The sequence below is a fragment of the Aureimonas ureilytica genome (assembly GCF_001475935.1).
Classification (GTDB): Bacteria; Pseudomonadota; Alphaproteobacteria; order Rhizobiales; family Rhizobiaceae; genus Aureimonas; species Aureimonas ureilytica_A.
The window spans coordinates 137952-151230 of the sequence record NZ_LDQA01000028.1 but is presented as its reverse complement, the minus strand read 5'-3'; the positions used below and the strand labels follow the sequence as shown (position 1 = coordinate 151230).

Below are 13279 nucleotides of genomic sequence, written 5' to 3'. Positions count from 1 at the left end.
GCGTTGTCCAATCTGGAAACGTTACAAGGAGCGGCATCGGTCATGCGACTGAACGTCAATGGAGCCGACCACGAGTTGGACCTCGACCCCCGGACCTCGCTGCTCGACGCTCTGCGTGAGCATCTGGCGCTGACGGGAACGAAGAAGGGCTGCGACCACGGCCAGTGCGGCGCCTGCACAATTCTCGTCAACGGCCGGCGGATCAATTCCTGCCTGACCCTCGCCATCATGCACGAGGGCGACGCGATCACGACGATCGAAGGTCTGGGTGAGCCCGGCCATCTGCACCCGATGCAGGAAAGCTTCCTGCATCACGACGGCTACCAGTGCGGTTATTGCACGCCGGGTCAGATCGTCTCGGCCGTCGGCATGTTGAAGGAAGCCGGGGAGAACTGGCCGAGCCATGTCACCGAGACGCTGGACGGCGAGGTGGATCTCACCGACGCCGAGATTTCCGAGCGCATGAGTGGCAATATCTGCCGCTGTTCGGCCTATCCCAACATCGTGGACGCGATCCGCACCGCCAAGGGGAGGGACGCGGCGTGAAACAGTTCGAGTATCAGCGCGCGAGCGACCCGCGCGAGGCCGCCCATATCGCCGCCGAGGCCAGTGCGCGGTTCATCGCGGGCGGGACCAATCTTCTCGACCTGATGAAGCTCCAGATCGAGACGCCGAGCAAGCTGGTCGACATCAACCGTCTGGCGCTGAAGTCGATCGAGGAGGTGGACGGGGGCCTGCGGATCGGCGCGCTCGTCAGCAACAGCGAGCTGGCGGCCGACGAGCGTGTGCGGCGCGACTATGCCGTTCTGTCCCGCGCCCTTCTGGCGGGTGCGTCGGGCCAGCTGCGCAACAAGGCGACCACCGGGGGCAATCTCCTCCAGCGCACGCGCTGCGGCTATTTCTACGAGACGACGGCGCGCTGCAACAAGCGCGAGCCGGGCTCGGGCTGCGACGGGCGGGAAGGCTTCAACCGCATCCTCGCCATTCTCGGCACGTCGGAGGCCTGTATCGCGACCCATCCGTCCGATATGGCGGTCGCCATGCGGGCGCTGGACGCGGTGATCGAAACGCAGAAGAGCGACGGCTCGACGCGCGAGATTCCGATCGCCGAGCTTCATCGCCTGCCGGGTGGCACGCCGCAGATCGAGACCAATCTGGAGCCCGGCGAACTCATCACCGCCGTCCGCCTGCCCAAGCCCGTGGACGGCGTTCATCTCTATCGCAAGGTGCGCGACCGCGCGTCCTATGCCTTCGCGCTTGTGTCCGTCGCCGCGATCGTGCGGATGGAAGGCGGGCGTATCGCCGAGGCGAAGCTCGCTTTCGGCGGTCTCGGCACCGTGCCTTGGCGCGACGCGGCCGTGGAGGACGCCTTGAAGGGCGAGACGCCCAGCGATCAGCTCTTCGCCAAGGCTGCCGATATCCTCCTGAAGGACGCCAAGGGCTTCGGCGAGAACGACTTCAAGATCGAGCTGACGCGCCGCACCCTGCCGGCCGTTCTGCATGACGCAACGCGTGGAGAGAGCTGATGGATACGTTCAATCTCAAGATGAACGAGCCGGTCGGTGAGACCCGTCTCGACGCCGGCGTACAGAACGTCATCGGCAAGGGCATCGACCGGTTCGAGGGACCGCTGAAGGTCACGGGTCGGGCGCGCTACGCCTATGAGAACATGACCGGGCCTGAGGTCGCCTATGGTTTCGTCGTGACGGCGGGGACCGGCGCGGGGCGCATCAAGCGCGTCGACACGATGGCCGCACTCGCCAAGGCGGGCGTGCTCGACGTGATCTACGAGGACGACGGACCCCGCGCCTCGGCCGATCCGAACGACAACATGCCGGCCGCGATCAAGGGCGAGGTCGTCCATTACGGCCAGCCGATCTGCCTCGTCGTCGCGACGAGCTTCGAGATCGCGCGTGATGCCGCCCGTCTGGTCGAGGTCGAGTTCGAGCCGGTCGAGGGCGTCTACGACCTCGAGGCCGAGAAGGAGAACGCCTACGAGCCGCCCAAGGGCTCCGGGGCCATGCCCTCGACCGTGAAGCGCGGGAATTTCGATAAGGCCTTCGCCGAGGCGGAGGTGCAGTTCGACGTCACCTATACGACGCCCAGCCAGAGCCATTCGGCCATGGAGCCCCATTCCGCCGTGGCGGATTGGAAGGACGGCGAGCTGACGCTCTATGGCTGCTATCAGCTGGTATCCACCAATGTGAGCCAGCTGGCCAAGGCGCTGGGTATCTCCGCGTCCAAGGTTCACATGGTGAACCGCTATATCGGCGGCGGTTTCGGCGGCAAGCTCGGCATCGGGCCGGAAAGCGTCTTCGCCTCCATGGCGTCGCGCAAGCTGGGGCGGCCGGTCAAGGTGATGCTGACGCGCCAGCAGGTCTATCAGGCGACCTCGCGCCGCTCCGACACGATTCAGCGCGTGCGGCTCGCCACCGACAAGGCGGGGCGCATCCAGGCGATCGCCCATGACACGATCACCAGCAATTCGCGCGGCGACGAGTTCTTCGAGCCGGCGGGCATCTCGACCGTCTTTCTCTATGCCGGCGAGAACCGGCAGGTGACGCATCGCAAGGTGAACCTCAACCTGCTGCTTTCCTCCTCCATGCGCGCGCCGGGCGAGGCGGTCGGCATGCTGGCGCTCGAAAACGCCATGGATGAGATGGCCGAGCAGCTGGGGCTCGACCCGATCGAGTTCCGCAAGCGCAACGAGCCGGAGGTCGATCCGCAGGACGGGCTGCCCTTCTCCTCGCGCATGTTGGTGGAGTGCATGGACGAGGGCGCCCGCCGCTTCGGTTGGGCGAAGCGCTCGGCCAAGCCCGGCACGCGGCGCGAGGGCGAATGGCTGATCGGCATGGGCATGGCAGCGGCCTCGCGCAAGAACATGCTCCAGCAAGCGTCCGCTCGCGTCACGCTGCTCGGCAGCGGCCATGCCAGCGTCGAGACGGATATGACCGATATCGGCACCGGCACCTACACGATCCTGCAGCAGATCGCGGCCGAGATGCTGGGTCTGCCGCATGAGAATGTCGAGGTAAGCCTCGGCGATTCGCGCCTGCCGCAGGCACCGGGCTCCGGCGGCTCCTGGGGCGCGAACTCCTCGGGCTCGGCCGTCTACACGGCCTGCGAGGGCATCGTCGAGGCGCTCGCCAAGAAGCTCGGCGTCAAGGCCGAGGACATGACGCTGAAGGACGGGACGGTGATCTCGGGCAATCGCCAGACGCCGCTGTCGCAGGTTCTCTCCGATGGCCCGATCGTGATGACCGGCAATTTCAAGCCGGGCAAGACGTCTCAGAACACCCATCAGGCGAGCTATGGCGCGCATTTCTGCGAGGTCGGCGTCAATGCCGTCACCGGCGAGGTGCGTGTGCGCCGGCTTCTGACGGTCGGTTCGGCGGGCCGCATTCTCAACGAGAAGACGGCGACGTCCCAGTGCTATGGCGGGCAGATTTTCGGCATCGGCACGGCGCTGACGGAAGAATTGGTCGTGGACGTGCGCAACGGCCTTCTCGTGAACCATGATCTGGCCGAATATCATGTGCCGGTGAATGCGGACGTTCCGCAGCTCGAGGTGGTTCTAATGCCGGAGCGCGACCACGCGGCAAGCCCGCTGGCCGGCAAGGGCATCGGCGAACTTGCCATCTGCGGCGTCGGCGCAGCGGTGACGAACGCGATCTACAACGCTTGCGGCGTGCGCGTGCGCGACTATCCGATGACGCTGGACAAGATCCTCGCCGGCCTGCCGACGAACGGACATCGTATCGCGGCCGAGTGATCGGCCCGGCACAAAGAGAAAAGGCGCTGGAGCGATCCGGCGCCTTTGGTTTGTTTTAGACCACCTAACAAAAATCTCGCGGGGTCGGCTGGTCGAGTCTTTTCGTCAGGGCCTTCGTCGCGAATGCTCGCCGATGCCGCCGGCATCGACTGCGCTTCGCTCCTCGTCCATGAGCGAAAATCCTTCGACCATCCTCCGCCCGGAGATTTTGTTAGCCGCTCTTAGTCTTGGCGCGGGCCCTCGGCCCACCATGTCGCCTCGCGCGGGACGATCGCGCCATATTCGCCGATCACGGCGCTCGCCATGCGATGGCCCGCGCGCGCGGCCTCTTCCAGGCTCGCGCCGCTGACGAGAGCGGCGAGCGCCGCGCCGTTGAAACTGTCGCCGGCCGAGGTCGTGTCCACGATGCGCGGCGCTTGGACGCCCGCGACTTCGCGCAGGCCCGTGGCGTCACCCAGAAGGGCCGGTTCGCCGCCCGATTTCACGATGGCGCTGGTCGCGCCGAGCGCGAGGAGGCGGCGCACAGCGCTGGTCGCATCCGGATCGCAATAGAGAACCTGCTCGTCGTCGAGACCCGGCAGGCTGAGGCTGGCATGGGCATGGGCGCGGGCGATGGTCTCTGCCGCTTCCTCCCTCGAAGCCCAGAGGCGAGGGCGATAATTGCCGTCGAAGGCGACAATGCGCCCCGCTGCCTTCATGCGGCCGGCGAGTGTCAGAAGCCGCTCGCGCCCTTCGGGGGAGAGAATGGCGAGCGAGATGCCGGAATAGACGAGCCCGTCGAAACCTTCGATCTCCGCTTCCAGTGCCTCGTCGCGGCCCTCGGCAAAAAGGCGGCGCGCGGCCGAGGCCGAGCGCCAATAGGAAAAGGACCGCTCGCCCTTGTCGTCGCGCGAGATGGCGTAGAGCCCGGTCGTCTCGCCCTTGGCGATCTCGACATGCTCCGTCTCGACGCCTTCGTCACGGATGAAGGCAGGAATTTCGAGGCCGAAGGCGTCGTCGCCGACGCGGGTCACGTAATGGACATCGGCCGCGCCGGTCTCGCCGAGCGCGCGGCGGCAATAGACGGCGGCGTTCAGCGTGTCGCCGCCCACCGTGCGGCGCATGACGCTGACCTCGTCGCCGGGGCGGTGATAGAGTTCGACCATGCACTCGCCGAGAAAGGCGATACGCGGCTTGGAGGCTCCCGCCATCAGGCCTGCCCCCCAACCAGGAACGCGTCGATCGCCTCCGCCTTCGGCATGGCGCTGCGCGCGCCGAACGAGAGACAGGCGAGCGAAGCGGCCGCGACGGCGCGCTGCGTGGCGTCGGAAAGCGACAGGCCGGCGTCGAGACCGGCGGCCAGAACGCCGCACAGCGTGTCGCCCGCGCCGGTCGTGTCCACCGGCTCGATGCGAGGCGCGCGGAAACGTTCGCTCACGCCTTGGCCCGTCGCGATCAGCGCGCCGTCGCCGCCGAGCGTGGCGAGAACGGTGATGCCTGCCTCGGTCGCCAAAGCGTTGGCGAGTGCATCGGCGTCGCCGCCCGAAACGGAGAGGATCGCGGCGGATTCGGCCAGCTCATGCTCGTTGACGATCAGAATGTCGCTGGCGGCGAAGAGCGCGCGCAGCGAAGCCGAATCGACAGCCGGCACGGGGGCGAGATTGAGAACCACCCGCACGCCATGGTCGCGCGCCTCGCGCGCCGCCCGCAGGGTCTCCTCGAAGGGCAGTTCCATCTGGAGCACGATCGCGGAGGGGGATTTCGTCCAGACCGAGGCAAGGCTCGCCGCGTCGGCCAAGCGGTTGGCGCCGCTCGCCACCGTGATGGCGTTCTCGCCATCGGCCGCCACCGTGATGAAGGCGCAACCCGTTGCCTCCTCGACACGGGCGAGCGCGGACACGTCGATCCCTTCGCGCTCCAGGATCGCAGCCTCTTCCTCGCCGAAGGAATCGCGCCCGACCGCGCCGGCAAACAGCGTCTGCGCACCGGCGCGCGCGGCAGCCGTCGCCTGATTGGCGCCCTTGCCGCCGGGCATCCGCTCGTAGCGCGGCGCGAGCACGGTTTCGCCGGGCTTGGGAATCGCCTCGACCCGGCAGACCAAATCGACGTTCAACGAGCCGAAAACCACGATCATAGGCGAATGCCTCCCAAGCCTGATGCTTTTGATCGCTAGACAACAATGGCGGACGCCACAAGCGGCATGAATGCAGGAATAGCCGTGGAGAACAGACGCGCGGGGCCGGGGTCGTCAGCCAAGCTTTCGTTTTGCACTGGCCGCGCAGCGATCGCAGCATATATTTCGCGCGCGACCGGTTGTGACAGCCGATGCGCCAGAAGGGATTGCACCATGACACCCAGCTACGGTTTTGCCTGCACGGAAGCCGGCGCCCCGATGAAGCCTTGGAGCTTCGAGCGGCGCGACCTGCGCGAGGATGATGTCCGCATCGAGATCACCCATTGCGGCGTCTGCCATTCCGACATCCATCAGGCCCACAACGACTGGGGCGTCGCGACCTTCCCGCTGGTGCCGGGCCACGAAATCGTCGGCCGCGTGGTCGAGGTCGGATCGGCTGTCAGCACTTACAAGGTCGGCGATAAAGTCGGCGTCGGCTGCATGGTCGATTCCTGCCAGGAATGCCCGTCCTGCGCCGAGGGGCTGGAACAATATTGCGAGAACGGCATGACGCCGACCTATGCCGGCGAGGATCGTCGTGACGGGCAGCCGACCTATGGCGGCTATAGCGATCAGATCATCGTCCGCGACAAGTTCGTTCTGCGGATGCCCGAGAATCTCGATCTCGCCGCCGCAGCCCCGCTGCTCTGCGCCGGCATCACGACCTATTCGCCGCTGAAGCATGTCGGCCTTGCCAAGGGCCAGAAGCTGGCCGTGGTGGGTCTCGGCGGCCTCGGCCATATGGCGATCAAGTTCGGCGTCGCCATGGGCGCTGAAGTGACGCTCTTCACCCGCTCGGCTTCCAAGGAAGCCGAAGCGCGCGAACTCGGCTGCACCCATGTCGTGCTCTCCACCAACGAAGAAGAGATGAAGGCGCTCGCCGGCACGTTCGACTTCATCCTCGACACGGTGCCCGTGCCGCACGACCTCAACCCTTATATCGCGACGCTGAAGCGCGACGGCACCCATATCATCGTCGGCGTGATCGGCCCGCTCGACCCGCCGGTGAGCGGCGTCAACCTCATCTTCGGCCGCAAGACGGTGCTCGGATCGCTGATCGGCGGCATCGCCGAAACACAGGAAATGCTCGATTTCTGTGCCGAGCATGGGATTTCCTGCGACATCGAGACGATCAAGATCGCCGAAATCAACGAAGCCTTCGACCGCACGGTGAAGGGCGACGTTCATTATCGATTCGTGATCGACATGGCCTCGCTGGCCGAGACGAAGCAGGCGGCCTGATCGGCCGTCGGCCTTTCGAGTTCGGGAACGCCGGCCTTCGGGCCGGCATTTTCGTTTTCACTTGTGTTCTGGAAAGCGATCCTCTGTGAAGCCTCATATTCTCTGCCTCATGATGACCTCCATCGACGGCCGCGTCCTCACGCAGGACTGGGCGATCGACGCTCCGTCCGACATCTTCGAATCGGCTCATGAAGAACTGAAGGGCGATGCCTGGCTGGTCGGGCGCGTGACGATGGAAGAGGATTTCGACGCGGGCGGCGAATGGGAGCGAGGGCTCGCCACCGGGCCGATCGAGCGCACGAACTGGTACGCCCAGCCGAAGGCGGGCAAGTTCGCCATCGCGGTCGATCGCACCGGCAAGCTGAACTGGAAGCGCGACCATATCGACGGCGAGCATTTCGTCGCGATTCTCGCGGAGGGGGTGTCCGACGATTATCTCGCCTTCCTGCGCAAGCGCGGCGTGTCCTATATCTTCGGCGGCAAGGACGAGATCGACTTTGCCAAGGTGATGGACACGCTGGCGCGCGATCTCGGCATCCAGCGCCTGCTTCTGGAAGGCGGAGGCGGGGTCAACGGATCTGTGCTGAATGCTGGGCTGGTGGACGAGATCGTGCAGTTCGTCCTGCCGCTGACGGACGGGCGGCCGGACGCGCCGAGCCTCTTCGATATCAGGCCGGACTGGCGCGGCTCGCGCAAGCTGGAGCTTCTTTCCTGCGAGGCGGGCCAGGACGGAATCGTGAAACTGCATTACCGGGTCCACAACGACTGAGCCCGGCGGCGGGTCTGGGCAGGGGCGGCGACACTCGTTAGCCTGGCGACCCGGAGACCCACCGCGAGCAGCCCCGCATGGACGAGACGCCGCCAAAACCCACCGCCTCCCATGTCACGCGCCTGCGATTCGTCTTCGGCGAGAAACGGATCGTCGGGCCGGGGCGGATCGATCTTCTCGAAGGCATCGGAGACACCGGTTCGATCGCGGCGGCCGGGCGGCGCATGGGCATGAGCTACAAGCGCGCCTGGACGCTGGTGGAGGAACTGAACACCACGTTCGACGCGCCGCTGGTCGAGATGCATCGCGGCGGCGCAGGGCATGGCGGCGCGGCCTTGACCGCGCTCGGGCTGGAGATCGTCAGGCGCTACCGCGCCATGCAGGCGGCCAGCGACAGGGCCATCGCCGGCGATCTCGAAGCGCTGCTGACGCGGCTCGCGCCGGACGCCGTCTCACCCGGGTGAGCCAACCGTCGCCTCGGGCGGGCTCGGAAACGGTTGTTCAATTCACGGCCCGAAAGCGGCTTGTCGGGCGTCGGCTGGGCCAAGGCGGAGGCGGCGCAGCCGGCGACGAGTGCGTTCAAGGCTCGGCGTACGGTCATGTGGCGATTGAGATCGTAGCCGGGCGCTTGGCGGCGGGCTGCCCTCAAAAGACGTGCGTTTTCCTCTTCCAGACGGGCCGCGAGTTTGGCGCGCACATCCGTGCCGATCTCGTTCAAATGGTTTTCCTTCAGCGACACGAGCCCGAAGCGGCGCGCAAAGGCGAGCGCGGCCGCTTCCCCCGTTTCGGGGCGGGCGAGGTCGCGGGCCGCAAAGGCGCGCGCCGCCTGACGAAGCTCGGCTTCGAAACGCGCGATGGCAGGGCTGTCGAATTTGGGCGGCATGAGACTGTCTCCGGGATCGGGATGTCCTGCGAGGGTGAGGCCATCGGCCGATCGGGGGATAAGTTCGCCGGCTTTTCGCTCTGCGCTTGTGGAAAAGCGGGTCCCAAACCCTTGGCGGACCTGGGTTTGATGCTAGAACAAAAAGAGAACATATAAGAAAATAATCCTACATGCGCTGGACATGGCTTAGCCTTCGGCCTTGTGATTCCAAAGAGGACATTCATGCCTCACCAAAGCCATCGGCCGAATCCGGGTCCGCGACCGCTGCCTCGCTTCCTGCCCATTCCCCCCCAGCAGCAGCGGCTGCAATGCCAGGTGTCGGCCGAGATCGTCTCGGCCTTCTTCGGTATTGCCGCGCCCGACATCCTGTCTCCGCGCCGGGCGCGCGCCGACATCGCCCATGCTCGGCACACGGCGATCTACCTCGCCCATGTCGCCTTTCAGCTGCCGCTGGTCTTCGTCGCCAAAGGGTTCGGGCGGGACCGAACAAGCGTCGCCTATGCCTTGCAGCGGATCGAGGACGAGCGCGACGATCCCGATTTCGATCGGCTGTTGACGCGCATGGAGCAATTGTCGCGCGCCTGCCGCCAGCTGACGTTGCCGGGCGAGCATGGGGAGGGGTTCTGATGGGCGCTCGCAAGATCGACGACGAATCGCCTTTGGCGCGGCTGGCCACCCGCAAGGGGGCCGATGGACAAGCCTGGCTTTCGGGACCGGAAGCGGAGGCCGGCGAGCGCCTGCGCCGCGACTGGACGCGCGGCGCGATGATACCCTCGGTCACCCAGCGCTGGGATGGTCTGCCCGGCGGCGGCAGCCGGAATGGCGAGGCCGATCTGTCCGACGCGGCGCTGGATTGCCGGCGGCGGGTTCAGGCCGCGCTTCAGGCCGTCGGCCCGGAACTATCGGGCGTGCTGATCGATATCTGCTGCTTCCTGAAAGGCACGGAGCAGGTGGAGCGCGAGCGCCAATGGCCCGTGCGCTCGGCCAAGCTCTTGCTCAAGGCCGGGCTCGGCGCGCTCGCCCGGCACTATGGCCTCGTTCATCAGGCAGGGGAGGGGAGCGGCCGGCTGCGCGGCTGGAAGGCTGGCTCCGGCTGATGAATGTCAGGCCGCCGCGTCCAGCGCCAGCTTGGCGTCGCGCTGGATGCGGGCCACCATGGAGCGCAAACCATTGGAGCGCTGCGGCGTGAGGTGTTCTTTCAGGCCGAGGCTCGTGAACAGGGTTTCGGCGTCGGTGGAGAGAATCTCGGGCGCGCTGCGGCCGGAATAAAGCGCCAGCGCGATGGCGACGAGACCGCGCACGATATGGGCGTCCGACGCGCCGGCAAAGGTCAGATGCGGTGGGCTCGCGCCGTCGCTGGCGCTGGTCAGCCAGACCTGGCTGACGCAGCCGGGCACCTTGGTCGCCTCGTTCATGTCTTCGGGCGCCAGCGGCGGCAGCTCGCGGCCCAGCTCGATCACATAGCGATAGCGATCTTCCCAATCGTCCAGAAGCTCGAAATCGCTCTGGATGTCTTCGATCGTTCTCATATGGTCGATTCCCTGCCGCGTACCGCTCTTCAAGCCTCCATATAAGGAGAGGGGCTTGGCTTGTCAGGCACGGGGCGCAAAGCGCGGCAACGGCGCGCGCTCGGGCGGCAGAATCGCCTGCGGCACCGGATGGAGCGGCTCGTCGGCCCCGCCCGCCATGGCCGGCATCCGAAACGGCTTGGGGCTACCCGGAACACGGTCGGCTATCGGCGGCGCGACCTCGGCCGTCTTCGCCGCTTGGGAGATCGCCGGCGTCTTGGATTCGGGCGCCTTGGCGGAAGCGGGGGCATCAGCCGGCACGGGCTTGCGATAGGGCTGCGGCAGCGGCCGCGCGGCGGTCGCGTTGGGCGCAGGCGTCTGCAGGGCGGGCCGGATCGCGATGGGCGTGGGCGCGGGGCGCTCGGGCGCGGCGAAGGACAGGGCCGCCGGCGCACCAAGCGCGACGCTGCCGGTCGTGATCGAGGCGTTGGGGCGGGCGGTGCCGGGCGGCGTATAGGCGCGCGGCGGCGCGGGCGGGTCAGTCGGGGCAGGCTGCGCGGGCTTTTCGCCGGTCATCTTCTCGCGGATCAGGCCATAGCCGATCACGGCCCCTTCCTGCACCCGAGCCACAACGAAGCTCGCCGCATCCCGCGCGCTGGCGCAGGCCGCCGGCGATCGGTCGCAGAAGCCGCCCAGGTCCGAGAAGGCCTGCTGCACGCCATAAAGAAGAACCACCGGCGAAAGGCCGGGGTCGCTCGCGCCATCCTTGTCCCTGTGCCCCGGCAGGAACAGGGCGATCAGGCCGATCAGGAAGGCGATCTTGATCAAGAAGCGCATGGACGGACGACCCGTAAGACCCTGTTCCGGCACATGATCCGGTCGCTCCCTTTTGACTCGAATCCGTTTCAAATTGCAGGGGGTGCTGCCGGAAAACCTGGGGGTAGGGCTTGGTAAGCCCGACGGGATGCAATTCTCAAATGGCTGTAATCGCAGGGAAAAGCATTGTTAATCCACCATTAACCATGTTTCGAGAACTCGCCGGGGATCGGGCTTTGGAGCGCCGAAACGGCGATCCCGACCCCCAATTTATGGCTTCCTTAAAAGGTTAAGAGCCAAGATCGACGGATGTTGAAGTGCGGTTCGGCGGTGTCATGACGACGCCCGATGCCCCGACCGGGACGTGTGGATCGGTGATGATTCCATTGGAATACGCGCAGACGGAAGGACATTCGGGTGCCTTTCGCCGCGTGGGCAGCGCCTGGGCTTCCCGGTGTCAGATGATGATCGATGTGCCGGCGGCGACGATGCGCGCCAAGCGCCGTCTTGCCTCGATCTGTGGCGGGCTCGTGATGTCGGGCCTTGTCTGCGCCATGGCGGCCCCGCTTCTGGGCGTGGCCGGCTTCGGGATCATGCCGATCGCCTGCGCGCTCGTTCTGGGCTTCGCGGCGCTGATGGCTGCCGTCACCATTGCGGCGACGGGCGAAACCGATCTGGCGACCGCTGGGCTTTACACGCTGGTTGCGGCCATGCTCTCGCTTCTCGCGGTGGAGATCGACAGTTTCTGGCCGCTCTGCCTTCTGCTGGTCGGCCCGGTCGAGGCGCGGCTGGCGCACCAGCGTCTCCTGTTTCGCCTGATGCTGCCGGCCGTGTTTCTGGGCGCGGGTCTCGTGGGCTTCCTGTCCCTGCACGGGTTGGGCCCGACGGATCAGGGCTTTGCCGGCACGGTCGTCGCGCTGCCTCTCATCACGGCCTATGTCGCCTTCGTCCTGCACCGTCTTGCGCTTCGCTCCAAGGCGGGTGCTGAAATCGTGCACCCTCGCGCTTGCGTGATGCTGGACGGCGAGGGGCGTGCGCTCGATGGAGCCCAGGCGGGGACCGCCTTCAGCCAGCAGCTGCACCTTCTCGATCGCGTCCTGTTCCTCAAGGCTCTGGACAGCCTGCGCCAGGGCAGCGACGCAATGAACCTCCGCCTGCGCCTTCATGGCGCCGAACCCGGCTCGTTCCGCAGCCACGCTATCAGGCTGGAGCCGGTGCGCGGCAAGCTCGGCGATCTCTTGCGCATCGAGCTGGTGGTTCTGGAAGCCGAGGCGGAGGAGACGCAAGCATCCGAGCCCGCCGCGCCGACCATGGAAACGGCGTTTCTGGCCGCCATGTCGCATGAGCTGCGCACGCCGCTCAACGCCATTATCGGGTTCTCGGAGCTTCTCGAGGGCGAGACCTTCGGGCCGTTTCCCGACCCGCGCCAGAAGGATTATGTCGGCCTGATCCGTCGCTCAGGCCAGCATCTTCTGGAAATCGTCAACGGGCTGCTCGACGTCTCGAAGATCGAGGCGGGGCGCTACGAGCTTTCGATGGAGCCTTTCGTCGTCGCCGATGTCGCGGCGGCGGCTGCCGAGATGGTCGGCTGCGAGGTCGAGCGCAAGAAACTGCGGCTCGTGCTGCGCACCGCGCCCGAGGCGGAAACCGTCACGGCCGACCGCCGGGCGTGCCAGCAGATTCTGGTCAATCTTTTGGCCAATGCCGTCAAGTTCACGGACGAAGGCACGGTGTGCCTGAGCGCCCGGGTCGAGCGCGACGAGTTGGTGATGCAGGTGACGGATACGGGCATCGGCATCGCGTCTTGCGACATCGCGCGCCTGGGACGTCCCTTCGTGCAACTCTCTCAGGGGCTTAGCCGCAAATACGAGGGAACCGGCCTCGGCCTGTCGCTCGTACGCGGCTTTGCCGAACTTCACCACGGAACCATGGAGATCTCGAGCCTGGAGGGACGCGGCACCACCGTTACGGTGCGCATCCCCACCGATTGTGCCGAGCGCCCGCGCGCCGGTGAAACCCCATCCGAAAATGTCGTTGCCCTGACCCATGCCCGTCAAAAAGCCAGTCTCTCCTCGCAAGCCTTCCCGACCCGTCGCTCGGCCTGACAAGCGCCCGGGCCTTGGCGCTGCGGCCGGCC

At 66.4% G+C, this 13279-nt stretch carries 14 protein-coding genes; 9 read left to right on the top strand and 5 right to left on the bottom strand.

Translation table 11 applies throughout. The features are described from left to right. Nucleotides 1–42 precede the first annotated feature (42 nt). Genes NS365_RS13185 through NS365_RS13175 form a run of 3 tightly spaced genes read left to right on the top strand, consistent with a single transcriptional unit; the run spans nucleotide 43 to nucleotide 3772 of the window. On the top strand, nucleotides 43–546 hold the full coding sequence (locus tag NS365_RS13185; RefSeq protein WP_082640248.1) for a 2Fe-2S iron-sulfur cluster-binding protein: 504 nt from the start codon (nucleotides 43–45) through the stop codon (nucleotides 544–546). Then, a complete protein-coding gene (locus NS365_RS13180) occupies nucleotides 543–1526 on the top strand; it encodes an FAD binding domain-containing protein (protein WP_058600744.1) in 984 nt (327 codons plus the stop codon). The genes NS365_RS13185 and NS365_RS13180 overlap by 4 nt, the downstream gene beginning before the upstream one ends. Then, a complete protein-coding gene (locus NS365_RS13175) occupies nucleotides 1526–3772 on the top strand; it encodes a xanthine dehydrogenase family protein molybdopterin-binding subunit (protein ID WP_058600743.1) in 2247 nt (748 codons plus the stop codon). Before NS365_RS13180 ends, NS365_RS13175 begins: the two co-directional genes overlap by 1 nt. A gap of 221 nt (nucleotides 3773–3993) precedes the next feature. On the opposite strand, the gene NS365_RS13170 is transcribed toward NS365_RS13175, so the two are convergent. Together NS365_RS13170 and NS365_RS13165 are read right to left on the bottom strand one after the other, a co-directional pair. Next, complete coding sequence (locus tag NS365_RS13170; RefSeq protein ID WP_058600742.1) at nucleotides 3994–4962, bottom strand: sugar kinase; 969 nt, start codon at nucleotides 4960–4962, stop codon at nucleotides 3994–3996. Beyond that, on the bottom strand, nucleotides 4962–5885 hold the full coding sequence (locus tag NS365_RS13165) for a ribokinase (RefSeq protein WP_058600741.1): 924 nt from the start codon (nucleotides 5883–5885) through the stop codon (nucleotides 4962–4964). Before NS365_RS13165 ends, NS365_RS13170 begins: the two co-directional genes overlap by 1 nt. A 213-nt stretch (nucleotides 5886–6098) precedes the next feature. On the opposite strand from NS365_RS13165, the gene NS365_RS13160 reads away from it, so the two are divergent. The 3 genes from NS365_RS13160 to NS365_RS13150 all read left to right on the top strand — a co-directional run bounded on the left by NS365_RS13160 (nucleotide 6099) and on the right by NS365_RS13150 (nucleotide 8399). After that, nucleotides 6099–7166, top strand: coding sequence for an NAD(P)-dependent alcohol dehydrogenase (locus NS365_RS13160; protein WP_058600740.1), 1068 nt, complete (start codon nucleotides 6099–6101; stop codon nucleotides 7164–7166). Nucleotides 7167–7251: 85 nt separating this feature from the next. Continuing rightward, nucleotides 7252–7935 carry a dihydrofolate reductase family protein gene (locus tag NS365_RS13155; RefSeq protein WP_082684591.1) on the top strand — a complete coding sequence of 228 codons (684 nt, stop codon included), beginning with the start codon at nucleotides 7252–7254 and terminating at the stop codon, nucleotides 7933–7935. Nucleotides 7936–8012: 77 nt separating this feature from the next. Then, nucleotides 8013–8399 (top strand): winged helix-turn-helix domain-containing protein, encoded by a 387-nt coding sequence (locus tag NS365_RS13150; RefSeq protein ID WP_058600739.1) that lies wholly within the window; start codon nucleotides 8013–8015, stop codon nucleotides 8397–8399. On the opposite strand, the gene NS365_RS13145 is transcribed toward NS365_RS13150, so the two are convergent. Then, nucleotides 8303–8818, bottom strand: a complete 516-nt coding sequence (locus NS365_RS13145) for a hypothetical protein (RefSeq protein ID WP_058600738.1) — start codon at nucleotides 8816–8818, stop codon at nucleotides 8303–8305. The genes NS365_RS13150 and NS365_RS13145 overlap by 97 nt on opposite strands. Before the next feature lie 222 nt (nucleotides 8819–9040). On the opposite strand from NS365_RS13145, the gene NS365_RS13140 reads away from it, so the two are divergent. Continuing rightward, nucleotides 9041–9445, top strand: coding sequence for a helix-turn-helix domain-containing protein (locus NS365_RS13140; protein ID WP_058600737.1), 405 nt, complete (start codon nucleotides 9041–9043; stop codon nucleotides 9443–9445). Further along, nucleotides 9445–9915, top strand: coding sequence for a DUF6456 domain-containing protein (locus NS365_RS13135; protein ID WP_058600736.1), 471 nt, complete (start codon nucleotides 9445–9447; stop codon nucleotides 9913–9915). Before NS365_RS13140 ends, NS365_RS13135 begins: the two co-directional genes overlap by 1 nt. Before the next feature lie 6 nt (nucleotides 9916–9921). Here NS365_RS13135 and NS365_RS13130 read toward each other — a convergent pair whose 3' ends face one another. Continuing rightward, nucleotides 9922–10347: a SufE family protein gene (locus tag NS365_RS13130; RefSeq protein ID WP_058600735.1), complete on the bottom strand. Its 426-nt coding sequence runs from the start codon at nucleotides 10345–10347 to the stop codon at nucleotides 9922–9924. Between the two features lie 63 nt (nucleotides 10348–10410). Continuing rightward, entirely contained in the window at nucleotides 10411–11163 is a 753-nt protein-coding gene (locus NS365_RS13125) for a DUF5330 domain-containing protein (protein ID WP_058600734.1), read from the bottom strand. A gap of 356 nt (nucleotides 11164–11519) precedes the next feature. Here NS365_RS13125 and NS365_RS13120 point away from each other — a divergent pair, with 356 nt between their 5' ends. Next, nucleotides 11520–13247 carry a sensor histidine kinase gene (locus NS365_RS13120; protein WP_058600733.1) on the top strand — a complete coding sequence of 576 codons (1728 nt, stop codon included), beginning with the start codon at nucleotides 11520–11522 and terminating at the stop codon, nucleotides 13245–13247. Nucleotides 13248–13279: the final 32 nt, after the last annotated feature.

Bases quoted from the DNA above. Each gene is read 5' to 3' on its own strand.
- NS365_RS13185 (WP_082640248.1), top strand. From the start codon at position 43: ATGCGACTGAACGTCAATGGAGCCGACCACGAGTTGGACCTCGACCCC.
- NS365_RS13175 (WP_058600743.1), top strand. From the start codon at position 1,526: ATGGATACGTTCAATCTCAAGATGAACGAGCCGGTCGGTGAGACCCGT.
- NS365_RS13170 (WP_058600742.1), bottom strand. From the start codon at position 4,962: ATGGCGGGAGCCTCCAAGCCGCGTATCGCCTTTCTCGGCGAGTGCATG.
- NS365_RS13165 (WP_058600741.1), bottom strand. From the start codon at position 5,885: ATGATCGTGGTTTTCGGCTCGTTGAACGTCGATTTGGTCTGCCGGGTC.
- NS365_RS13160 (WP_058600740.1), top strand. From the start codon at position 6,099: ATGACACCCAGCTACGGTTTTGCCTGCACGGAAGCCGGCGCCCCGATG.
- NS365_RS13150 (WP_058600739.1), top strand. From the start codon at position 8,013: ATGGACGAGACGCCGCCAAAACCCACCGCCTCCCATGTCACGCGCCTG.
- NS365_RS13145 (WP_058600738.1), bottom strand. From the start codon at position 8,818: ATGCCGCCCAAATTCGACAGCCCTGCCATCGCGCGTTTCGAAGCCGAG.
- NS365_RS13140 (WP_058600737.1), top strand. From the start codon at position 9,041: ATGCCTCACCAAAGCCATCGGCCGAATCCGGGTCCGCGACCGCTGCCT.
- NS365_RS13135 (WP_058600736.1), top strand. From the start codon at position 9,445: ATGGGCGCTCGCAAGATCGACGACGAATCGCCTTTGGCGCGGCTGGCC.
- NS365_RS13130 (WP_058600735.1), bottom strand. From the start codon at position 10,347: ATGAGAACGATCGAAGACATCCAGAGCGATTTCGAGCTTCTGGACGAT.
- NS365_RS13125 (WP_058600734.1), bottom strand. From the start codon at position 11,163: ATGCGCTTCTTGATCAAGATCGCCTTCCTGATCGGCCTGATCGCCCTG.
- NS365_RS13120 (WP_058600733.1), top strand. From the start codon at position 11,520: ATGATTCCATTGGAATACGCGCAGACGGAAGGACATTCGGGTGCCTTT.